The organism is Bacteroides luti (assembly GCF_900128905.1).
GTDB lineage: Bacteria > Bacteroidota > Bacteroidia > Bacteroidales > Bacteroidaceae > Bacteroides > Bacteroides luti.
Window position 1 is genome coordinate 36,489 of sequence record NZ_FQTV01000020.1, and the last position, 25,689, is coordinate 62,177.

At 38.1% G+C, this 25,689-nt stretch carries 9 protein-coding genes and 1 pseudogene; 1 reads left to right on the forward strand and 9 read right to left on the reverse strand.

Features of this window, described 5'->3' with window-relative positions:
• Positions 1–13: 13 nt before the first annotated feature.
• The 9 genes and pseudogenes from BUC21_RS14715 to BUC21_RS14755 form a co-directional block, all read right to left on the reverse strand.
• Positions 14–2,479, reverse strand: a complete 2,466-nt coding sequence (locus BUC21_RS14715) for a glycoside hydrolase family 95 protein (RefSeq protein ID WP_073403797.1) — start codon at positions 2,477–2,479, stop codon at positions 14–16.
• A gap of 129 nt (positions 2,480–2,608) precedes the next feature.
• Positions 2,609–6,910 (reverse strand): hybrid sensor histidine kinase/response regulator transcription factor, encoded by a 4,302-nt coding sequence (locus BUC21_RS14720; RefSeq protein ID WP_073403799.1) that lies wholly within the window; start codon positions 6,908–6,910, stop codon positions 2,609–2,611.
• A gap of 184 nt (positions 6,911–7,094) precedes the next feature.
• A complete protein-coding gene (locus BUC21_RS14725; RefSeq protein ID WP_073403801.1) occupies positions 7,095–7,907 on the reverse strand; it encodes an SDR family oxidoreductase in 813 nt (270 codons plus the stop codon).
• A 23-nt stretch (positions 7,908–7,930) separates the two neighbouring features.
• Positions 7,931–9,109, reverse strand: a complete 1,179-nt coding sequence (gene uxuA, locus BUC21_RS14730; RefSeq protein WP_073403803.1) for a mannonate dehydratase — start codon at positions 9,107–9,109, stop codon at positions 7,931–7,933.
• Between the two features lie 10 nt (positions 9,110–9,119).
• Entirely contained in the window at positions 9,120–11,297 is a 2,178-nt protein-coding gene (locus BUC21_RS14735) for an alpha-glucuronidase family glycosyl hydrolase (RefSeq protein WP_073403805.1), read from the reverse strand.
• Positions 11,298–11,485: 188 nt separating this feature from the next.
• Entirely contained in the window at positions 11,486–14,143 is a 2,658-nt protein-coding gene (locus BUC21_RS14740; protein WP_073403824.1) for a glycoside hydrolase family 3 C-terminal domain-containing protein, read from the reverse strand.
• A 14-nt stretch (positions 14,144–14,157) separates the two neighbouring features.
• Positions 14,158–15,786 carry a GH35 family beta-galactosidase gene (locus BUC21_RS14745; RefSeq protein ID WP_073403806.1) on the reverse strand — a complete coding sequence of 543 codons (1,629 nt, stop codon included), beginning with the start codon at positions 15,784–15,786 and terminating at the stop codon, positions 14,158–14,160.
• 129 nt (positions 15,787–15,915) lie between these two features.
• Entirely contained in the window at positions 15,916–17,865 is a 1,950-nt protein-coding gene (locus tag BUC21_RS14750) for a RagB/SusD family nutrient uptake outer membrane protein (RefSeq protein ID WP_073403808.1), read from the reverse strand.
• A gap of 12 nt (positions 17,866–17,877) precedes the next feature.
• A pseudogene (locus BUC21_RS14755) lies at positions 17,878–20,932 on the reverse strand (SusC/RagA family TonB-linked outer membrane protein).
• A 597-nt stretch (positions 20,933–21,529) separates the two neighbouring features.
• Between BUC21_RS14755 and BUC21_RS14760 the strand changes: the two are divergent.
• Positions 21,530–25,672: a hybrid sensor histidine kinase/response regulator transcription factor gene (locus BUC21_RS14760; RefSeq protein ID WP_073403810.1), complete on the forward strand. Its 4,143-nt coding sequence runs from the start codon at positions 21,530–21,532 to the stop codon at positions 25,670–25,672.
• Positions 25,673–25,689 lie beyond the last annotated feature (17 nt).

The following is a 25,689-nucleotide window of genomic DNA, read 5'->3' on the forward strand; positions in this document are numbered from 1 at the left end:
CATACTTGATACCTTATTCTGCTGTTAATTCTACAATCTGTTCCGGTTGTGTCTGAACATCATACTCGTAAGAAGTAGTAAGTTGTGTACCTTTTAAAGGAGCACGTTCGCTAATCATCGGACGAAGTACTTCCTGTGTTTTAAACAAAGGATTAGTATTTTCGCCCTTAGCTTCTTTCAATCCTGCTAAATGTACATAAGAACGTACACGAAGATTTCCTCCGATAGTCGATTTGACTTTAGCAGAAACAAGTTTTCCGTCTGCCCATTTCATTTCAACGATTTCAAAACCTCCACGAGTTCTCAGTCCACGGATAGTTCCTTTCTTCCATTCACTTGGTAACGATGGAAGCAGTTGAACCGCACCATCATGACTTTGTACAAGCATTTCCGCTATACCGGCTGTACATCCGAAGTTACCGTCGATCTGGAAAGGTGGATGAGCATCGAACAAGTTTGGATAGGTTCCTCCGCCCTGACCTTTCTGAAATTCAGGACTTACATAAGTTAGCTGGTTTTTAATTAACTTATAAGCATGATCGCCATCCAGCATACGAGCCCAGAAACAAACTTTCCATCCCATAGACCATCCGGTTGACGGGTCGCCACGTTGAATCAAGGTATTCTTTGCAGCTTCGAACAATACCGGAGTTCTGTATGCAGAAATCTGATATCCCGGATATAATCCCCAAAGATGAGAGATATGACGGTGATGATCTTCCGGATTATCCCAGTCCTGGAACCATTCCTGTAATTGTCCGTGTTGTCCCACCTGCATTGGAGGCAATTTGCGACGCATCGAAGTGATTGTGTCACAGAATGATTTATCCATGCTTAATATCTGTGCAGCCTCAGCTGTATTAGAGAATAAGTCGGTTACCAGCTGATTATCCATTGTTATTCCGGCAAAAAGATGCCCTTTTGAATCTTTAATTTTAGGTCCGTTCTCCGGTGAGTTTGAAGGAGTAACCACTAAATATCCGGTATTAGGATCTTTAACCAGGAAATCTACAAAGAATTCAGAAGCGCTCTTCATTATAGGATATACCTTCTTTAAGTACTCCTTATCGCCAGAGTAAAGATAGCGATCCCATAAATGCTGACACATCCATGCAGCGCCAACCGGCCACAGACCACAGTAAGCATAATCTACAGCACCATTCATGCGCCAAAGGTCAGTATTGTGATGCAACACCCACCCTCTGCAACCATACATTTCACGGGCAGCCTCACGACCATTTTCTGATAATTCCTTAACCATCTGCAAAAGAGGTTCGTGGGTTTCTTTCAGATTGGTCAGCTCTGCCGGCCAGTAATTCATCTCTGTATTAATGTTGGTTGTATAATTACAATTCCATGCCGGTTTCACTTTACCATTCCATTTACCTTGCAGGTTGGCAGGCTGGCATCCCGGTTGAGAACAGGAAATCAGTAAGTAACGTCCGAACTGAAAATAAAGCGATATTAAATGAGGATCGTATGAAGTGGCAAACTCTTTGATACGAACATCCATTGGTTTGTTCATCTGTTCGGTTTCTCCAAGAGATAGTTCAACACGGTTGAATTGCTTCTTATAAGCAGCTATATGAGCAGCCTTTGCCTTCTCATAATCTTTCGATGCATTTTTCAGATAAGCAGAATTACGTTGGTATGGATTGCCAGAAACATCTTTGTAGTTTACAAAGTTGGTTGCCATAGAAACATAAAGAGTAAGCATATTCGCTTTTCTAACCTGAATAACAGAATCGTTTGTGTTTACTTGTCCACCTTTGTTCTTCAACAGCAAATCAGCACAATAATGCACCTTACCCGGAAAGAAGTTTGAACCGTCAGTAATCCCTTCCAAACGAAGCTTACGACTATCCAAAGCTGAGCGTTTTGGATTCTTCATTGGAGTATTCAGAGACAAATCGCAACTGATAGCTCCCGGCTTGGAAGCTGTAACCCTAACTATGAGCAATTGATCAACAAAAGAAGCAAACACTTCCTGTTTGTATTCCACTCCGTTTACTTTGTAACGAGTGGTGGATACGGCATTATCAATATCAAGTTCACGATAGAAATCCGTAACCTTAGCATGATCCGTATAATTGATATTCAGGTTACCTACAGTCTGGTAAGGCATTTCGTTCCCTACCTTTGATATAACCTTCTCACCAGCCAGGTCCTGAGCCTTATCGTATAAACCGGAGAATATCATCCTACGAATTTCTGGTAATGCACCCTTGGCATCTTTATTATAATTCTGGTAAGGCGAACCTGCCGAAACTGTTTCTTCATTAATCTGTATAGTTTCCTTTTGCGGATCGCCATACACCATACCGGCTATTCGTCCATTACCAACCGGCAATGCTTCTTCCCAAAACTGAGCCGGACGATTATACCAAATCTTATAAGGAGCATGCTGAGCATAAGCACCTCCTATACCTACTGAAAGTAATAAAGTTGCTAATAATTTCTTAGCTGTTTTTATTTGCATAGCATTAATTTTTAGTTGCACAAAAATATGACTCCGCAATAAAAACAAGTTGTAATATTGGTGCTTTTACTTATCTTTTCTGACTTTACATAGTAACCGGACTATTTTTCAATTCACAAAACAGCCTTTTTACTTTTTACGGGTCATATATTCTTTGGGAGTGCAATTCATAGCCTCCTTAAACACTCTGCTAAAATATTGAGGAGTTGTAAAGCCACTCATATATGCAACTTCCGAAACATTATAAGTCTCTTGCTCCAATAGCTGGATGGCCCTCTTTAAACGCATATTCTTAACAAAATCTACCGGAGAAACACCCATGAGAGATTTCACTTTACGATAAAAAACCGTTCTGCTCATTCTCATAGCATCAGCTAAATCGTCTATTCTGAAGTCTGGATTCTGGATATTATCTTCTACGCTCTGAACTATATTCTTGATAAAATCATCATCAAAATGAGTTAGCTGGGGCGTTGAAGGAGTTATCCGATCAAGAGTAACGGTTTCTTTCGCGGTTTTTGTTTTATTAGATGTATAAAAATCATAAAGCAACTGTCGCTGTTTCAACAGTGAATCTATTTTTGCTTTCAGATAAGTAGCACTGAAAGGTTTCGTCATATAATCGTCGGCACCATATTCCAATCCATGAATCTGATCGTTCAAAGACGACTTGGCAGATAATAGAATAACAGGAATATGACAGATATTGCTATCATTCTTCACAGCCTTCAGATATTCAATACCATCCATTTCGGGCATCATAATATCGCTTACTACTATATCAGGAATCTCAGCATGAGTAATATCCAGTCCTTCTTTGCCGTTCACCGCTTCAAGCACTACATAGTCCTTACTCAGAACATTAGAAATAAAATGGCGCAACTCATCATTATCTTCAATAATCAGAATCCGGATTTCTTTTTCTTCGGGAACTGTGTCAGTTATAATCTCTTCTTCCTTTTGTATTTCGCTCTTTCCGCTGTCGCTCAAAATAAATTCTGCATTTGCATCATCTTTAAAAGCCTCATAACTGCCGGGAAGTTTCACAGAAAAAAGACTTCCTTCACCAAGTTTACTTTCAACCTTGATGGTTCCATGCAATAAGTTCAGCAGTTCTTTAACCAGAGAAAGTCCTATACCGGTTGAAATACTTGGATCGGAATCATTTAAAGTCTCAAAACGAGCAAACAGTTGATTTATCTTCTGAGTATTTATACCGCGTCCTTCATCTTTTACACTGAAATACAATACATTCTTTTCACCGGAAACAGAAAGCGTTATGCTTTTCTCATTGGAAGTATATTTAAATGCATTAGACAACAGGTTAAAGAGAATCTTCTCTAACTTATCAACATCGGTATATATAACAATTGATTCAACATCGCAACTAAGTTTGAAATCAATGTTTCGTGTATGAGCCATAGGCTGAAAGTTCTCAAAAATCTTTTTTATCAGCGGAACAACATCTACCTGTTCCACATAAACTTTCATTTTCTCATTCTGAATTTTACGGAAATCGAGTATCTGATTAATCAGCCTAAGCATTCTCTCCGTATTTCGTTTGGCAACCTGCATATTTTCCATTCCTTCCTCTGTGAGCTTTTCGTTGCTGATAACTTCTTCTATCGGACTGGCAATAAGCGTTAAAGGAGTGCGAAGTTCGTGAGAAATATCGGTAAAGAAACGCAGTTTCAGGTTAGTGAGCTGTTGTTCAAAATCTACCCGGCGTTTCAAGTTAGTCATTCGCATAACAAAATAGCCAACCAACAACAATACTGCAATGGCTAATATTATATACAATATAATAGCCCAGACAGTTTCTCCGAAAGTAGGTTTTATATGAATAGGTAAAGAAGTAACGTTATCAACCCATACTCCATCTGCATTTGTTGATTTTACCTGGAAAACATAATCACCGGCAGGCACGTTTACCAGACTAGCCGAGCGATTGTTTCCCAATACAATCCAATGATCATTCAGCCCCTTAATGCGATAAGCATACTTAATGGCATGTGAATCTACATAATCTAACGCTGCGAAAGTTATTGTAAAGTTGCGTTCTTTAGCTCCCAGTATTTGTGCCTCGTTACTGCAAATATCCTGTCGGCGTGAGGCATTATTGAGGTAGATATCCAGATGTGAAAATACAATGGGAGGAACATAACTACTTTTATGAACACCTTGAGGAGATATGCACAACACACCATACATTGAACCAAAGGCCAGCTTTCCCGACGAACAAAGCAATGGTTTGGCTTCGGACATCTGCACCTGATCACTATATTCCTCCAGCAGGTTCATCCGAGCATCAAACTTTAGCAGTTTATTTTCGGAAACAACCCAGATATTTCCTTTCAAATCTTCTATGGTTGAAAGCGACAAATCAGAAACTTGCCCGTTTGTTGCATTGTAATGCTTAAACTCAAGATTCTCTGACAGAAAACTTTTACTTTGCAATAAGCTGACTCCTCCACTTAATGTTGTGAGAAATAATTTTCCACTTCGGGTCTGAGAGATGTTCATAACATCGTTATTGCTCAGACTTGAATAACGCTCACCACATATATTGTGATAAAAACGTATAGTCTCGGGCCGTGAAAAGTTTAACGAGAAAGAAAGTAGTCCACCTGTAGTACCAATCAAAAGCTCTTTATCTTTTGTTTCGTACAGACAACGTACTCTGTCACACAGATGATTTGGATAATTATTGAGGATATTTCCGGAATGAATAAAACGCAATTTTCCGTTACCCTGAATATTATTAATCAAATTAATACCTCCACCGTAAGTACCAATCCACATTCGCCCTCTGTAATCCTGAATAATTGAATATATAGCATTGGAAGAAATACTAAATTTATCATTCTTATCAGGTAAGAAGCGAGTAATCTGGTAGCTTTTATCTCCTTTGGGGCGAAGCAGGAAAAGTCCCTCTTCCCTTGTACCTATCCAAATATTATTTCCCCTATCTTCATAGATGCAATACACATCTGTTTTATAAAATCTAGTTGAATGATCAGGTGATATTTCTCCTTCTTTTGATAAATTTCCTATCCAGCGATTATTCGAATCATACAAAGAAACAATACCATCTTGTCCCTTATTATTACGTTTCCATCCAATCCAAAGACGTTTTTTACGGTCTTCCATAATGGCACGACCAACACTCTTGCTATATTCGTTAGAAAGATAATCGAAACTCTTCTGGCGGAATGAGATATTATCAAAGCCATTCCCATCTGCATACCATATATTCTTATGCTTGTCTATAAAATAGCTGGATACCTGAATTGAAGTAAGAGACTTAACTCCAAAATCAGTTACGTATGCCTGCTCTAAACGTCGCGTTTCTTTGTTATAAAAACATAGTTCACCATCTGAAGGCTTTATCCATACGGTACCAAATTCATCTCCATGTATAAAAGGCCGTTGAATATCTCCGGGTAACTCTTTATACTTAGGATAATCAAGTAAATCAATCTTTCCTGTCTGATAATCCAGACGAATAGCTTTACCAATATTACTTAGCAACCATATTATGCCAGATCTATCCTGAAAGAAATTAGATCTAATGTCTATTGGTACATTAAATGGCTTAAAGTTCTTTTTCCGCAGATCATAGATGATGACTCCAAATTCCTGAAGAATTGCAATTTTATTATCATTAAGTTTCTCCAGACCACGAATCACAGCGATTGGCTTTTGTGGCGCACAAGGCAGCACATTCTTACTAATCTTGTCATACCTTGCAAAGAATCCTTTTGAAGTTGCCAAATAGATACCCGCAGATGTTTCTACCATGAATTGAAAAGGCATCTGGTTTGCAATCTTTTTCTTTCCAACAATCATTGTCCCGTTATTGGTCAATATCCATTCGTCTCCATCTTTATCCTGCAATATATTGTAGATAACATCTCCCAAATTACCACGGTTTGTATACAACTGAACAGCATCGGAGGAAGGGAATTTCTTTTCATCAATACGATATAATTCTTTTTGAGTTCCTATAACCCAGGAAATTCCATTATTTAAAACATGCACATTTGAAATAGAGTTGATGAGATTTTTGGAGTAAGAAGTGATATCTTCAAATTTATTTTGGTGAGTATTGAACAGATACAACCTATTATCGTAGGTAAGACACCATATATTATTTAATGAAGTCTTTATAATTTTTATAAATCGATGATTCGCTATGCGAACTGAACTGTTGGGGTAAGTTTTAAAATTACGAAACATATACCCGTCAAAACGTTCCAGTCCATTCCATGTAGCCATCCAGATATAACCATTATCATCCTGTATGAAGTTCTGAATATTCTTTTGAGACAATCCATCCTGCACAGAGTAATGCTTAACATTTAGCAAGCTCTGACCATAAAGAGCCACAGAGAAAAGAGATAGAAATATAAAAAGAAGATGTTTCTTCATGGTATTTAGTTTTTCAATATCACAAATATCGGAAAAATAAGTAACATGCCATCTTTTAGATTAGATATTGCAATCAATAGACCAGATTTTATAAAAAGAAAAACAGAATAAACTATTTATAAAAAGAAAATCTCAGCAAGAATAGCCTTACTGAGATTTTCTTTTTATAAGAATATGTATACTATTATACTCCGCTGAAGGAACTGAATCCACCATCAATAGGCAGAACCACGCCTGTTATAAAGCTGGCAGCATCACTGCAAAGGAACTGAACAGCACCGTTGAGTTCTTTGATATCGCCAAAGCGTTTCATAGGAGTTTTTGCAAGTACTTTCTTGCTGCGTTCGGTCAGTGAACCATCAGGATTGATAAGAACTGCTCTATTCTGATTACCGATAAAGAAGCCAGGAGCAATAGCATTTACCCTGATCTTTTCGCTAAACTTTGTAGCCATTTCCATTGCCAGCCATTTGGTAAAGATCTCAATGCCGCTCTTTGCGATAGAATATCCAGGAACGCGGGTTAATGCAGCAAAAGTAGCCATTGAAGATACGTTGATAATGCTTCCGTATCCCTGTTTAGACATTACTTCACCGAAAACCAGACAAGGATAAATAGAACCATTGAGGTTTAAATCTACCACCTTGTTCATATCTTCAACTTTCATGTCGAATATGCTCTTGTCGTCACTGATTGTTCCGCCCGGAATATTTCCTCCGGCTGCATTTACAAGAATATCAATTTTACCCCATAGATTGAGGATTTCTTCTTTTACCTTTTTAACCTGCTCTATATCGAGTACATTGCAGGCAGCACCTTTTACTTCTCCTAATGAAGAGAACTCTTCCAATACTTTATCTACATTTTCCTGGTGACCACCAATAATAAACACTTTTACGCCTGCTTCCAATAAGCTGCGTGATATATTACTGCCCAATACACCTGAACCTCCGGTTACGATAGCTACTTTTCCAGCTATATTAAATAATTCGTTCATACTGACTAATATTATTTTATATTCTAATACTTATTCATTAATTCATCTCTCACAGTTGCCATAATTCCGTCAACCTGAGCAAGTGCAAACATACGTCCGTGGAAAGAATATCCCGGATTGTAGCCTTTGTCACCATCGTCAAGCATCAGTCGGCCATGGTCTACACGCATAGGCAAACCCGGATTCTCCTTTTCGAAGATTCGAACTAGCTCAATAACATGTCCACGTCCGGTAAGGTGAGACGATTCCATAAAGTTTCCTTCGGGGGTTGCTTCCGTGCTTCGCAAATGTACAAAATGAGTGCGGGAAGCAAATTTCCTTGCCAATGCAGGCACATCGTTATGTAGTCCGGCACTTAAGGATCCGGCACAGAAAGTAAGTCCGTTATGAGGATTGTTCACCGCATTGAGGAACCATTCTATATCTGCCCCTCCTGTAACAATACGTGGCAAGCCAAGCATCTGGAAAGGAGGATCATCTGGGTGCACACACATGTTTATTCCATATTCATCGCACACCGGCATAATCTGTTCCAGGAAATATACCATATTGGCACGAAGCATATCCCTGTCTATACCATCATACAAAGCCAGTAAGCGTTTAAAGATAGCAACCGGATTCTGATCGCCTTCTTTAATGTTTCCGTTTACAAATCCCTGAGTCTTTACAATGATGGTGTTAATTAAATCGTCCTTCTCTGCTTCGGTAATGGTTTTATCCAGTTCATTCACCTTTGCCAATTCTTCCGCTGTATAATCATTTTCTGCACCTTCTCGTTTCAGAATATTACAGTCAAAGTATGCAAAGCGAATCTTATCGAAATAAAGTGAACTGGTTCCGTCGGCCCATGGGTGTTCAAGATCTGTACGAATCCAGTCTATTACCGGCATAAAGTTGTAGCATACAGTCTTTACCCCTGCTTTTCCCAGATTAGCCAGACTCACTTTGTAGTTGGCAATAAGCTGATCTCTGTCTGCTCCGGCATATTTAATGCTTTCGCTTACCGGCAGACTCTCCACAACCGACCAGCGAAGGCCTGCTGCTTCAATATAATTTTTAAGTTCATTGATCGCTTCGAGTGTCCAAATTTCACCATTCGGAATATTGTGCAAGGCGGTTACTATGCCTTCCACACCAATTTGTCTAAGCATGGCCAGCGTAATCTTATCGTTTTTGCCGAACCATCTCCAGGTTTTTTCCATTCTTATAATTCTAATTATGATGTAATAAATTCAGTTTTATCTTCTTTAAAGAGTCGAGTTCATTCACGGGGCGTTCAATGTCGTAAGGAATGGGCTGACGTGAGAAAGTCTGGAAGTAAAGCAGACAAGCGTCTTTCCACCAAACTGCATCCTTGCTTTGAATTTTTAGACGGGACTGTACTTCATGAAATCTCTGAGCATCAACAAACGATTCCATTTTATCCCATGTTTTCTGAAATCCCCTTACTTGCTGCACTCCTTTGTCATACGTATAGCAAAGTTCATTCCACAACGTCTGTCCGCTTTTCATTTTATATTTCCAAGGCACATGATGGAACCAGAGAAGATATTGCTCCGGACAAGTTTTTAGCTTGTTATAATCATTCCGCAATGGAACGAAATATTGTCCCACAGCTTTACTACCTGTATCTAATGTACGATCGAAACCAATGCCTAAAGTATCAGCTTTATGATAGTATGACGGAAGCCAGTCGGCACGTGCTCCAGGAACAGTACACCAAGGCTCTGGACCATAATGATGTCCCCATGCAAACAGGTGATGAAGTCCCAAAGGCATCATGTAGTTTACCGCTGCCTCTCTGGAAGCAAGCATCATCTCCTTCACCGGTTCCACAAACTCTTTCTGTTGATTAAATGTCTGTTTTATCCATTCATCAGCAATCACCTCTGGAGTGAGTTCATTATTCCATGCAAGGCGACCAAAAGCATACCAGTTGGCCTGAGCAAACTGATGTCCGCACCAGTTAGCATCTTCACCAATATTCGCAACTCCGGCAATGGCTGTAAGCGGATGTGGGAATAGTTTCCCGTCTGTTACCCAGGCAACAGTAGAACCTTCGCCTGAGCAATAAGTATCACTTTCCAGACATTCTTTATATAGCGGAGCAAGATAAACCAAGTGATTGGAAGCTCCAAGGTATTCCTGCGTAATCTGAAACTCGGGCATCAGTGCTGTTCGTGTCATGGCACCAAACAACGGACTAAATGGCTCGCGTGGCTGGAAGTCAATCGGACCATTCTTCACCTGAAGAATAACATTGGAACGGAATTTTCCATCGAGCGGAGTAAATTCATTATATGCCTGTCCGGCTCTGTCTTCCATACTCGATTTGTAGACAAAGGCACGCCACATCACAATTCCATTATAAGGTTTCAGTGCATCAGCCAGCATATTGGCTCCATCAGCATGAGTACGTCCAAAGTCCTGCGGTCCGGGAAGTCCTTCTGAATTTGCTTTCACCAGGAAGCCTCCAAAATCGGGAATTAATCCGTAGATTTCCTTAGCTTTATCCTTCCACCATTGCTGCACACCCTCATTCAACGGATCGGAAGTAGAAAGTCCACCCAAAGCTGCCGGAGAAGAGAAGTTCACAGAAAGATAAACGTGGATGCCATAAGGACGAAACACCTCGGCCAAAGCTTTGACTTTTTGCAAATAGGCATTACTTAAAATCTCGGGACTGGCATTTACATTATTTAGAACCGTACCATTAATTCCTATTGAAGCATTGGCACGGGCATATTCTTTGTATCGGGGAGATAATTTACCCGGAAGTTCATCCCATTTCCACAGAGAATGTCCGGCATACCCTCGTTCTATCGTTCCATCCAGATTGTCCCAATGGTTCAATATCCTTATTTTATAAGAAGGAACCTCCTTTATATCAAAGGTAAAAGGAGAAGATCCAAGTTGTATTGTTCTTAAAATATTAGAAGAAGGTACATAAAGCTGAATGTTCCTTAACAGATTAAAAACGGCATATAGCAATCCGTTTTCGCCCTTTGAGGCAATCACGGTTATTCTATTACCCTTCGACTTCATTGTACGGATAATAAAACCATCACTGCCTAACGTCTGCAACTCTTTCTGCAATCCTAAAGACTGAATAAGTTTGCTTTTTTCTGTACCAATTACGAGTGAATAGTCCTTCAATGAAGCAGCAACCGGCAATTCTTTTCCTGTGAGTTGCTTCCAGGCATATTGCAATTCGGTAATTGCAGTACAATCTCCCGGTTCTTCAATCAGAACGGAAGAAATTACCATTGAAAGACTTTTTACTTGTTTGGCGGAAAGAGGCTGATAACGAAGCCACAACTTAGATCCATCCTCAGCATATATTAGAGTTGGAATCAAAAATAAGAATAAACTATACAGAAAGTTTTTCATTCGTTCATATTTAAAGTGAAACAAAGATATACATATTTCATATAACAAATCTTTGTTACAAGAGTTTTATTCACATCATAAAAGAGAAAAATTATTCAATTCAACAAGAAAAAGGATGTTTCAAAACGATTCACCCTCTCTCCTTCTCTATTCATCAGACTAAAGTCTGTGGAGTATTTATAGTTATATCATTCCTGAATATAATAAGTATTACCTGTTACCTGAATATTCTGTTGAACGACCTGTCTGGAAGCAATCGATTTAGCATCGGGTTGTTTTCCACCAACAGATATTTGTACTGTTCCAGCTTCTACCACCGCAAAGTTATCATTATTACGAGCTGATATCTGGATTGGTTTCAGTTCAAATTCAACCTCTTTAACCTCACCGGCTTTCAGATGAATACGTTTGAATCCTTGCAAAGAACGGATAGCTGTTTTTAGTTTGCTGTCAGGAAGAGATACATAAAGTTCTATTACTTCATCGCCATCTAGCTTTCCGGTATTTTTCACTTCTGCTGTTACTTTTATATTTTCTCCGGCTTTAATGGTCGAAGGAACATTCTTCAGTGCATATTCAAAAGTAGAGTAGCTCAATCCGTAACCAAACTCATAAAGAGGTTCACCCTTAAAATAACGGTAAGTCTTGCCAGTCATATCATACTCGGTAAAAGCAGGAATCTGATCAATTGATTTATAGAAAGTAAGCGGTAAACGTCCAGCCGGATTATAATCACCAAAAAGAACATCGGCAATAGCTTTTCCACCACCTTGTCCAGGGTACCAGGCCTCAACAATAGCCGGAATATTTTCGTTCTCCCAATTAAAGGCAAGTGCACTACCATTGAGCAAAACCAACACGGTAGGTTTTCCCAGTTTCTGAATCTCACGGATAAGATCGGTCTGAGTGTTTGGTAATTTAATATCCAGACGATCGCCCCCTGAAAATCCTTCAACTTTCACCGGCATTTCCTCACCCTCTAGCAGCGGACTAAGCCCCATGCAAAGAATAACCACATCCGATGATTTAGCAAGTTCAATAGCTTCCTGCTTCAAGTTTGGTTTAGGAGTATCCCACAAGAATCGCATAATAGAATACTCTGTATTATTCTGAGTATATTCCAGACGAATATTATAAGCTTTGCCAGCCTCTAAAGTCATCAGCTCATACAATTTTCTTGGGTGATGAATATCATTCCATTGACTAATCAGCTTATCATTCACATAAAGATTAAATCCGGAGAAGCCTTCACCTCCCAATGCATATTCACCGGTAACAGGAGGAACAAGTACTCCACTCCACTTTACAGAGAAGTGATCATATTTCAAATCTTTAAAAGGAGGTGTTGTACGCCAGATAAAATTTACATTCTTATCAATACGTGAATGTACCGCTGCACCTTTCCAATTGCTGTTGTTATAGTAATCAGCCTTCAATCCTTTCTGTTGCATAGTTGCATCAGTATAAAGATAATCTGTAGGAACAGCGGTGAAGTATGGAAGTTTTTCGGCCAACTGACAACCTTGTGCAAATGTTACTTCTGCATTAGGAAGCTTTTCACGAAGTCCGGTCAGCGGAGTTTTAGGATGGGTTGGATAACCATTATAATTTCCTAGCAAAACTTCAAGATCATCAGCATTAGGACCAATCACTGCAACCTTTTTCACATTTTTGCTTAAAGGAAGCAGATTATTATTATTCTTCAGCAGCACAATAGACTTACGCGCTGCATCATCAGCCAAAGTCTGATGTTCTTTACTATCAACCACACTATATGGAATTTTAGAGTACTTCACCATTTCCTGTGGATCGAATTGTCCCAGCTTCATACGTGCAAGGATAATACGCTTAACAGAAACATCCAATTCCTTTTCTGTAACCAATCCTTGTTTTACAGCTTCTGCCAAATGGATATAAGTATCACCGCAATTGAGGTCGGTACCCGATTTGATAGCCATAGCTGCAGCTTCCTGGGGAGTAGCCACTATATGATGCCCTTTTTTCTCATAAAAATCACGGATAGCCCAGCAGTCGGAAACAATATATCCCTTAAATCCCCACTGATTACGAAGCATTCCTTCAAGAAACTTGTTACCACAACAGGGCGCGCCACGAAAACTCTGATAAGCACACATCACAGAGTAAACCTTAGCATCTGTTACTGTTTTCTTAAAATGTGGAGTATAAGTCTCTGCCATATCATAATCATTAGGCCATACATCGAATGAGTGACGGGTAGATTCCGGTCCGCTGTGCACAGCAAAGTGTTTGGCTGTTGCAATCAGCTTATAGTATTTAGAATCATCGCCCTGCAAGCCTTTGATAAAAGGAACAGCCAGTTCACCTGTAAGATAAGGATCTTCACCATACGTTTCCATTCCCCTGCCCCAACGTGGATCACGGAAGATGTTAATATTAGGAGTCCAGTAAGTCAAACCCTGATAGATGCCTCTTTTCCCTCGTGAAGCATATTCGTGGTGCTTAGCACGAGCCTCATCCGAAATTGCATTGGCAATGGTAAACATTTCATTGCTGTCCCACATAGATGCCATGCCAATAGCTTGAGGAAAAACTGTAGCTCTACCCGAACGGGCAACCCCATGCAAACATTCATTCCAGAAGTTATGAGCCGGAATACCTAGTCGGGGAATCGCGGGCGAATCATACCGTACGATTTCAACTTTCTCTGCCAACGTCATTCTGGATACCAAGTCTTCAGTACGTTTCTCAAAACTCAGAGAAGTGTTCTTGTAAGGAGGTATCTTGGCACTCGATGTTCCAAGACTTATCAACCCAAACGCAAGGAGTAGATATTTGCAGTACTTTTGTGCTTTAATTATTCTCATATTATCATCAGTTATTAATACTCGTATAGTTTCACATATTGAATATCCCATTCTCCTACGGGGATACGAAGGTGCCTTCCTTGGTGACTTTGATCTCCATTCAATCTTTTGACAGGAACAATTTTACCATCAGTAATTTTAATCTGGTCAATATAACCAATACCAGCCTTTTTATTTCCGGCAATGCTTTCGAAGCTAAGTACAACACCCGTACCGGCAACAATATATTCTGTGGGAGAAAGTTCTATAATTAATGCACCTGTTTCAGGCCAGATACTACCATCTTTTGCCTGCGGACTCCAGCCTAATGTAAAATCATGTCTGAAAATAAACCTGTAATTATTTCGTTCAATAATCCTTTCTTTATTCACATTATCGAAAATAACTCCATTGGTTTTGCCCAACCCTTGTTTTTCAATCAGTAATGAATTAAGCTGATGAAGAATAGAATAACTCTTCGTCAGCGGATAACTCTCCGGATTGGGAACGTCTTCTATAGAAAACGGACTGAATCCCATAGCATCGTGTTCTCCAAAAGCATAAAAAGCCCTGGCTGCATCAGCTTCTTCGAGTCTGATTTCGGGAATAAACAAAGGATTGCCGTTAGTTTGGTATTGTTTGATCCAATCAGGAAATCCCGGATCGTAAATATCTGGAGCAAGTATATCAATTGCAGGAGCAGCAAATCTCCAGATATCAAGTAAATGTGCCAGCGGACCAGCACTTGGATAGGCACCCGGCTTTCTGCCTCTTGAGTTCAAAGCCGCATTCAGGTACATGGGAATATTATATTTCTCTTTTCCGGCCTTAGCAACTTGCTGAACATATTCGGCATAAGCATAAGCCATAAACAGTTCGTCGGTTTCAAGCCCCTCGCCAAAAATTTCGGTCCACGAACCTTTAGTTTTGAATCCATTATCCTTCCACCTTTTCAGCAATGAAGGCTGAAGGGTATTCTTGTTCTTTTTCAGATAATCAATAAACCTAGCCGGAACATCAGAAGCAAATTTCTGATCGGCTACTTTTCCGTACTCACGGGCATCTTCAAGCATACCTATTTCATTCTCAACCTGAATCATGATTACTGTTTGGTCCTCTTTATCATATTCTGCCAAATGATTCAGAAAATGAGAAAAAGCACGTTTATCAACATTCAGATTAGATTCCGAAAAAGCACTCATCATTTCGAGTGGTTTGCCCGATTTAGTTACTGCACGAGGATACTTCCTTGAGTTTTCTTTTATCCATAAAGGAGCATAGCAAGACATAGAGTTTTTCCATGAGCCAAACCAAAGAAAAACAATTTTCAAATTGTGTTTGCGAGCCAGATTAATAGCTTCATCTGTGAGTGTGTAATCATACTTACCTTCTTCTTTCTCTATCAGTTCCCAATAAGCCGGAACCAGAACAGTATTGAGTCCCATCTTCTGAAGTTTTGGAAATATCGATTTTAAATCGTCAATGGAAGACGCTGATGAATTTCCTAGTTCTCCACCTAAAATTAAAAAAGGCTTATCATTTACAATAAGCTGAGATACAGCATCTTTCTTTGCCAGATAAGGAGCTTTAGTATTATCTGCATTTACAAAAGAAGTTACCAGCAATAAAGCCAATGTTGTAAATAGAGTACGAATGTATAGCATTGTAGAATTACCTTAATTATTAAAAATATGGCTGATCAGAAATCAGACTGTAGTTCAATTTCCAATCAGCCATTTTATGAGGTTATAACCCAATAAGGTTATCTATTCTCAGTAAATCCTTAAAAACTATTAGTATCCAGGATTTTGATAAGCAGCCTTTTCTTCAGCGCTCATTTCCATACCATCAATCTGACCTTGTGGAATTGGGCGCAAATAGTAATTGCTAGTGATTGTACGAGTTACTGTTGTAGGAGTATGATCTCCATAATTGCTTCCACAAATTTGGTATGAACCTGCAAGTTCAGCCCATTTTTGAGTACGTACCAAGTCGAACCAACGGTAACCTTCTCCATAATATTCGCGAGAACGTTCTGCCAAAATATAGTTAATATCAATTGTTGCAGGAGTAGCAGCTACCATAGCAGCACTATGGTCTTCCACTTTAGCAGCATTACCATTGTTGTTCCAACGCCATTTACCAGCACGAGCACGAATAACATTAATCAAATCTCTGGCACTTTGACCAGCAGTAGTAGTTGCACCTTTCACTGCCGCTTCAGCAGCGATGAAATATAGCTCAGAGAATTTAGCAATATTGAAAGGACGAGTACTTCCGGCATTAGGTTGTCCTAATCCAGTACCATTGTCTGTACGGTAAGGTCCAATTTTCCAAAGTCCCGGATATACAATTCTGCTTATTCCATTTGGTGATATCACAAAATCGGCTCTTCCTGGCAATACACCAGCACCAATATTGCTCTTGTATGTTGAATTAGAGTAATCAATAGCTGTTGCAGGTTCGTCATCAAGGAACGTTAGAATTGCATCACCCTGTACAACTGGCATATTGTTTGCATTATACAAAGATGCATTAGTTGCACCTCCTCTATTCCAGTTTCCTCTATATACAGTGGTAAAGGTACCATCGTATCTTGAATCATTAGTCTTATCAGCAAAAGTGTTTTTAATTACATTGATAGTTGGGCACATACGTGTCCATGGACGACCCAATGGTTGTGTTGCTTCACGTTGAACAGAACTTACTACAGAACTCCAATCTGTTTTAGCTGCACTTCTGATGTTTGTATAATTCCATGTCATCATCCAACAAGCAAAGTTATCTGGAGCACCGCCACTACCATAAGTTAGACTACCTCCATTATATAATTCACTAGTTTCTGTGTGATCAGCATACAAAAGAATTTCCTTGTTACGATCGTTTGATCCAAGGTTTACATCATAAAAGTTAGACAATAAACCAAAATTTCCTGGATCAGCAATAGCAGCAGTTGCTACGTTATATGCCTGTTGATAATACCATTTGGCATCGTGTCCATCAGGATCTGTTCTATCACAAGTTGGATAAGTAGGAATCTTGTTTGGATTTTCCAACCACCATCCATATGTAAGGTAAGCTTTTGCTAAATATAGGCGAGCAACAGTTTTTGTTGCACTTCCTGTTACACGTCCTACGGCTGGCAAATCATTAATTGCAGTCAAAAGATCTGGAAAAATAGCTTTTGTATACACCTCTGGCACCGTATTACGAACAGAAGTACGACTAGCTGAAGTGTTAAACTTTAGTTCACCTGCGCCTAAATCTAAAGGTACACCACCAAATGTCTGCACTAGTAAAAAGTAGTCGAACGCACGGAAAAATCTAGCTTCAGCAACCAGTGCATTCGAAATAGTTCCTACAGTTGTTGCATTTTCAATTATACCACTAGCTGTATTTATATTAGTAAATGCAGTTCCCCAAAGAGCATCTGAACGGCTACTTGATGGAGTAATTGATCCCACACCTGAAAGGTCCATATCCTTAAAGTTTGCATCAGCACTTTGAGCATAAGTTACTTCATCGGTACCTGTCAAACAAGAATTGTAATAGTAAGCTTGTCCATATATGTAGCGCAAATGGGCATACATAGAGGTTAATCCTCCCATAACACCTTGTTCTGATTTAAAGTAATCAGGAGTAAAAATACTACGAGGTTGTTCATCCAGAATATCAGAACATCCCAGCAAGGACAATGTAAGCAGAGCTGTTCCTATATATGCTTTTATATTTATTCGTTTCATTGTTGTATAATTTTAAAATGTCAAATTAAGACCGATCAAGTAATTACGAGTAGAAGGTGTGTTTGTACCTATAGTAAGCAGTCGTTTATTGTAACTAGTTACTGCTGCATTTTCGTTACCGTATGAGTTGGTTTCTGGATCCATGCCAGATTCTTTGTTGTAAGGAGAGAACAGTACAAATGGGTTTTGTATAGTGCAATAAAGACGTAATTTGTCGATACCTGCATTTTTCACCCATCTTTGCTTAAAGTTATATCCAAGTGTAATTGTACGAACCTTCAGATACGATGCATCAAAATAACCTAGTGTACTACCAAATTTAGGATTATCACCATCCATAGAACCACCTGGTTTTGGATACTTGGCATTTGTATTCTCTGGTGTCCAATAATCTACCTTAACATTACCTCTACGACCTGTCAACATATTGAGGTAGCCTGACGATCCATAAAGAGTACTAATAAGTACACCACCGCTTTTGAAAGCACCAACAACACTCAAATCAAAATCTTTATAAGCAACGCGGGTATTGAAACCACCTTGAAAATCTGGATCTACTTCAATAATCTGACGATCGGCAGGTCCAATTTGTCTTGTAGGAGTTCCATCAGCATTATAATCACCAGTGTATTTTACCTTAATCATACCAACATTTCCACCAGGTACATACTTTTGCAGATTAGCATCGCCATCTTGCCAAAGTCCTATTTTCTGATAGTCATAAATACAATTAATAGAATGATTAACAAACCACCAGTTACTTTCGTCTCTATCTGCACCAGAAGCAAGTTCAACTAACTTATTCTTATTAGAATACAAGTTAACACCAGCTTCCCATGTCCAACCGTTCAAATTGTCAAGAATTACACCATTAAGAGATAATTCGAAACCTTTATTCTGAGTTTTTCCAATATTGGCCATGTAACTACCAACTCCAGCTGTAGGAGGTAGAGAAACACTTAACAGAACATTATCTGTATTTTGTACATAGTACTCAATTGTACCAGTCAGGCGATTACCAAGAAAAGCGAAATCTAATCCATAGTTCCATGTTTTAGAGAATTCCCAACCTAATTTAGGATTAGGTAATTCAGAAACATATAAACCTGTAGCAGTTGTAGTGCCAAAGTTGTAAGGACGAGTAGCTAAAAGTCCAAGTGTTTTGTATGGATCAACGGATTGATTTGAAGTTTCTCCATAACCCACACGGAGTTTCAAAGCATCAATCATTTTAACATCCTTCATAAAGGATTCGTTTTTAATATTCCATCCAACAGATAAAGCAGGATATGTATGCCATTGGTGGCCTTTAGCAAGTCTTGAAGAGCCATCAGAACGGAATGTTGCACTAATCATATAACGGTTATCATAAGAATACATCGCACGTCCCATCCATGACATCAAACCACTCACTTGATAGCCTTGATAATCAGGATTAACTGTAATTTCTCCTTGTGCACGTCCTAGGTTATAGAATTGGAAGGCATCAGCCGGAATATTCTTTGCCGAAATTTGTGAACTGTTATAACGAGTTTGCTCTGCAGAATACATAGCTACAACATTTACCTGATGCTTTTGAGCAAAAGTGCGGTCGTAAGTCACAAGGTTTTCAATAGCCCAGTTTGTTGTAAGTGAATTACTTATAGAAGCTGTTGAAGGAGTTGTGGCAGTAGAATTGAATACTCCTTGTCCTGTGTAGTTACCACCGTTGCTCTGTCTGTAATTTAAACCAAGATTAGCACGATACTTTAATCCCTCTACACCTGGAACCTTTACCTCACCATATATAGTGTTATAAGATCCGAAAGCTTTAGTCTGATCTATCCACTGATCATCTAAATTTTCTATTGTTTTTCTTGTATATACCCAGTTTTCATCTAATGGCATCTTTACTGTTCTTTTCAATGTACCATCTTCATTATATGGGTTAGAAATAGGTGAAGTACTGATATTGCCGTAAATACCTAAATTACTACCATTATTAATAGCAAAGTTATTGTTTGTAGTGAAACCAAAACGGAAATATTTGCCAATTTCCTGATCCAAAGAGCCGCGAACAGAATAGCGAGTATAATCCTGCCCTGGTAACACAGCTTGATCTTTATAGTAGCCAGCACCAAAATTGTAGCTACTCTTTTCTGTACCACCTGAAATTGCTAAATCGTGACTTGTTACCTGAGCTGTTCTATAATATAGGTCTTGCCAATCAATATCTACATCTTCTGATTCGTCAACACCGATTGTATACTTATTAGCATCAGTGCGAAGTTTTTTAAATTCAGAAGCATTCATCATAGGATATTTCCCAAACACTTCTTTCAATCCATAATAACTGTTATAGCTAACTTTTGCTTTATCTCCTTTGCTTCCCTTATTAGATGTTATCAATATAACACCATTAGCACCACGTGATCCATAAATGGCAGTTGCAGAGGCATCCTTCAGGATATCAATACTTTTTATATCACTAGGGCTAATATCACTGATAGAACCAGCAAATGGAAGACCATCGAGTACAATTAACGGGTCGTTACTTGCATTAAGTGAACGAGTACCACGAACACGGATCTGCATTGAAGCACCTGGTTTAGAGGATGTTTGTGACATATCCACACCTGCAACACGTCCTTGTAAAGCTTGTGATATATTGGATGATGGAACATCTCGCATCACATCTCCTTTTACAGAAGCAACAGAACCTGTTACAGATTCCTTACGTTGAGAACCATATCCGATAACAACAACTTCTTCGAGAGTTTTACTATCTTCTTTCAGGGTTACATTAATAGTACTCCTGCCCTCTACATTTACAGTTTGGTTGATAAAACCTACAAATGAGAAAAGAAGCTTAGCGTCTTTCTTTACCTGAAGAGAATAATTACCTTCGATATCAGTAACAGTACCAAACAGTTGTTCCAACCTGGCGAACATTTACTCCTAAAAGCGGTTCACCATTAATGTCTTTAACAACACCCTTCACAGCAATGTTCTGGCCAAATGCCCAGAAGGGAATAATACAAAATAGAAATAAAAGCCCTAAAGGCCTCGTTAAATTAGTGTTTCTCATAATTAAATAATCATTTAGTGATAAGTAATGAAACTTTCTTTCTTCTTTAATAAAATAGCGATTAAAGGTTTTCTAAATTTTCATAAGTTCATATATTAAGGCGTTAAACATCATTTCTCAACACAACAAAGGTAAAATATAAGTTTTCAAAATCAGATAATAATAGTAACCTAAATTTGAAACAAGGTTACATCAACTTTTATAATAGTTACATTTTATATCACTCATGTTACATTAAGGTTATTTACAAGCAATTTAAATACTTTATAGCTTTGATTCTTTAATATTTAAATAAAATAATGCTTTTAAAAATGGAGGGATATTCACTCTCCATTCTCTCTTTCACAAACCATAAATCTCAGCACGTTAATATTTAAGTTCATCACTTAAAACGAGGCACTAACATATTTCTGGCCAAATCATAAACAACAACTATTTTTGCGTGTTTCTTTGTATAGTTCTTATCTCTCAGATATGCTTATGTACATCTTAGTTTATATACAATCTACTATTGCATACGTAACTTCATTGCGTTTTCTTGTGATATATTTAAATAATTCTATAAATTTGTATCGTACATAAATTGAAGAACACACAATGAAAAACACGATACGTTTTTTCCTGTATTTAATAATTATATTCTTTTCATCAGGAAAATCTTTTGCGCAAGTAGAAAAATTTTATTCAACTGAGAAAGACATTTCGAATAGCTTAATCAATGAAATCTATCAGGATAAAAAGGGTTTTGTATGGATTGCAACAGAAGATGGCCTCAATAAGTATGATGGAACAAAATTTACCATCTACAAAAGCATATTAAAAGATGATACATCATTAAAAAACAACTATGTAAAAACTATCTATGAAGATAGTCAGGGACGCTTCTGGGTAGCTTGCATTAACGGTTTATTGCTGTACAACAGAGCAAAAGATTCCTTTTCTGAAGTTATAGTACACAGAGACAAACAAATAATACATCCACAGGTAATATCTATTTTAGAAACAAAAAATGGGGATATCTGGATGACTACCTCCGGCGAAGGATTAATCTCACTTAAAAAAGGAGATAAACAGTTTACTGTTGAAAGTAAAATTTCGAAGAACCTATGCAGTGCTTTCCTTACTGATATTTTTGAAGATTCAAATCATCTGCTATGGATTGGTTCTGAAAACAAGGGACTTAATATTTATAATCCGTACACAAAAAAGGCCAGATTGCTAAAAGCTCCAGATAATATTACGAGTAACAACATTACATCGATATGTGAAGATAAAAAAGGGAATATATTTATCGGAACACTTTCCGGAGGACTGAATGTTTTTAATCCTAAAACACAAAAATTAGCTCCTATATCTTATAAAAATTCATCAACCAAACTCCGAATCAAGTCCTTATTGATAAACAGTCGTGGAGAATTACTTATTGGAACAGACGGACAGGGATTGAAAACATATAATTATAATAAGAATATCATTGATGATTATGAAATAAACACTATACAGTTTGATTTCTCCAAAGCAAAAGTACATTCTATTATTGAAGATAGAGCAGGTAATTTATGGGCTGGACTTTTTCAGAAAGGTGTTTATTTTATTCCAGGAAACTCGAATAAGTTTAATTATTTTGGTTACAGATCACTTAAACAGAACAATATTGGTTCCAGTTGTGTAATGTCTATTTTTAAAGACAAAAACAATACAATATGGGTTGGTACCGATAATGACGGACTTTACGGTATCAGCGAAAACGGGAAAAAAGCAACACACTATACACAAACTAATATGTCTTCATCTGTTGCTAATACTATTATGAGCATTTTTGAAGATTCAAATAACAATCTGTGGCTGGGATCGTATATTAATGGACTTGAAAAATATAACAGAAACAATAATACTTGTTTATATGCAAAGGATTTGTTTCCTAAAGAAAAAGATATACCCAACGATAGAGTATCATGCATATCTGAAGACAATAACAAAAACTTGTGGATTGGAACCTATGGATATGGAATATACAGCCTCAATTTAAAAAGCAATAAGCTTACTCATCACCCATCAAGCAGAGACGATAAGGATTTAAGACAGAATATTGTTCCAAGTAACTGGATTAACTGTGTGATTTCGGACCATGAAGGTTTAATCTGGATTGGAACGTATAAAGGGGTATGCTGCTATAATCCAAAAACAAAAAAATATATCACTTATTCAAGCAAGAATAATAAACTGCCCGGTGATGTAGTTTTTGCTCTTCTCGAAGATTCATCTCATAAAATCTGGATAGGAACATCAGAAGGTCTAGCTTCATTCGATAAACATACTAAAACATTCACTCATTTCACGGTAGACGACGGTTTGCCTAGTAATGTAATATGTTCTATGTTCGAAGACGAGCAGAAGAATTTATGGCTTAGTACTCACTATGGAATCTCCAAATTTAAATGTAATGAACGGAAATTCATCAATTTCTATTCATTTGACGGATTACAGAGTAACGAATTTTATAGAGGAGCTGGCTTCAAAGCAGCCAACGGTGAAATATTCTTCGGAGGAATAAAGGGTATTACTTATTTCCAGCCTAAAGAGATAAGTGACAGAGTGAGCAATCTGAATGTGTTTATAACCGATTTCTACCGTTTTGAAAAGCCTGTACGTGAAGGTGATAAATCTGGCAGAAACAATATTATAACAAAAGCGGTTATTGACGAAGACACTTTTGTTCTTTCATACAGCGACAATGCTTTTAGTTTCGAGCTATCTGTCTTAGACTTTAGCAATCCGGAGCGTATTGTTTACGAATACCAGATGGAGGAACTTAGCAAGAACTGGATTAGTACTCGTCCGGGAATGAACAGAGCCAGTTTCACTAACTTAAGTCCGGGAACTTACAAGTTTAAATTCAGAGCCAGAAACAATGACTATGTATCTCCAACCAAAGAAGTAACCATTATAATTACTCCTCCCTGGTACTTATCATGGTGGGCAAAATGTATATATGCTTTGCTTATTGGAATTATGATTTACAGCATAGCTATGTATATTATTTCCAGAGTGAGACATCGTCAGGAGATTATGCGTAGAGAACACGCCGAACAGATAAACGAAGCCAAACTGCAATTCTTTATTAATATTTCTCATGAAATTCGTACCCCGATGACTCTTATCATCAATCCATTGGAAAAGCTCATTAAGGAGAACAATGATTTAGAAAAGCAGAAAACTTACATGATGATTTATCGGAATGCTCAACGAATTCTGCGTCTTATCAATCAACTAATGGATATTAGGAAGCTCGACAAAGGTCAGATGCACATGAAGTTCAGGGAAACAGACATTGTTGGTTTCATTGACGACCTAATGACAACATTTGAATATCAGGCTCAGAAAAAAAATATCCAATTTGCATTCTACCATCAGGATGAAAGTCTGAAAGCATGGATTGACCTTAATAACTTTGATAAGATTATTCTCAATATTCTATCGAATGCATTTAAATATACTCCTGAGAACGGTGAAATAAAAGTTGAGTTATCAACAGGCAAAGATGAATCTGTAAGAGGTGCATTAAAAAAATATTTTGAGATAGTAATCAGCGATAACGGAATTGGTATCGACAGCGACAAGATTGAACAGATATTCGAGCGTTTCTATCAAATAAACAACGATCTTACCAATTCTAACTTCGGAACAGGAATTGGTCTGCACCTATCTCGTTCATTGGTGGAACTTCATCACGGTACAATTAAGGCCGAAAACAGAGAGGAAGGAACGGGAAGCCGATTCATTATTCGTCTACCTTTAGGCTGTGACCACCTGAAATCTGAAGAATTTGAGAATCCGGAAGATTTTGAATCACCAGTTTCTACTAGCACTCACCACAAAGAAGCAGAAATGGTTGAAGAATTTGAGCTGGAAGAAGGCACAGAAAAGAAGAAGATTAAATCGAGAACTCGTTTCAAGGTTCTAATCGTTGAAGATGAATACGAAATACGCAAGTATATTAAAGAAGAACTTGCCAGTGAATACAGAATCAGCGAAAGTCAGAATGGTAAGGAAGCACTTGAAACAGCACTAAAGGATATGCCTGATTTAATAATCAGCGATGTTATGATGCCCGAAATGGACGGAATTACACTTTGCAAAAAGATTAAGCAAAATATAAATATCAGTCACATTCCTGTTATCTTGCTTACTGCCAAATCAAAAACAGAAGATAAAATTGAGGGTCTGGAAATTGGTGCAGATGCTTATATTGTGAAACCGTTCAATACAGAACTGTTGAAATCTACAGTAGCAAACTTAATTGAAAACAGAGAACGGTTGAAGACTAAGTTTAATGGAAATGAACAACTGCAAATAAAGATTCAGGATATAAAGATGAAGTCGTCTGACGAAGTCCTTATGGAGAAAGTAATAAAAGTAATAAATGAAAATATAGCCGATTCGGCACTTAATGTTGAAATGCTGGCTAGCCATGTCGGAATGAGCAGGGTGCATATGCACCGAAAACTTAAAGAGCTGACTAATCAGTCTGCCCGTGATTTCATCAAAGGTATCCGATTGAAACAAGCAGCATCACTTCTATCGAGCAAAAAGATCAGCGTTTCTGAAGTGGCTTATGCTACAGGGTTCAGTAATCTATCTCATTTCTCGAATACTTTCCGGGAATTTTACGGAATATCTCCAACAGAATATGCATCAGATCATCTAGATAAGGATAAAACAGATCAAGAATCTAAATAAAAGTATACAAAAGGGCA

Coding starts and splice junctions, on each gene's coding strand:
- BUC21_RS14720 (WP_073403799.1), bottom strand. CDS start 6,910: ATGAAGAAACATCTTCTTTTTATATTTCTATCTCTTTTCTCTGTGGCT.
- BUC21_RS14760 (WP_073403810.1), top strand. CDS start 21,530: ATGAAAAACACGATACGTTTTTTCCTGTATTTAATAATTATATTCTTT.
- BUC21_RS14725 (WP_073403801.1), bottom strand. CDS start 7,907: ATGAACGAATTATTTAATATAGCTGGAAAAGTAGCTATCGTAACCGGA.
- uxuA (WP_073403803.1), bottom strand. CDS start 9,109: ATGGAAAAAACCTGGAGATGGTTCGGCAAAAACGATAAGATTACGCTG.
- BUC21_RS14740 (WP_073403824.1), bottom strand. CDS start 14,143: ATGAGAATAATTAAAGCACAAAAGTACTGCAAATATCTACTCCTTGCG.
- BUC21_RS14735 (WP_073403805.1), bottom strand. CDS start 11,297: ATGAAAAACTTTCTGTATAGTTTATTCTTATTTTTGATTCCAACTCTA.
- BUC21_RS14745 (WP_073403806.1), bottom strand. CDS start 15,786: ATGCTATACATTCGTACTCTATTTACAACATTGGCTTTATTGCTGGTA.
- BUC21_RS14750 (WP_073403808.1), bottom strand. CDS start 17,865: ATGAAACGAATAAATATAAAAGCATATATAGGAACAGCTCTGCTTACA.
- BUC21_RS14715 (WP_073403797.1), bottom strand. CDS start 2,479: ATGCAAATAAAAACAGCTAAGAAATTATTAGCAACTTTATTACTTTCA.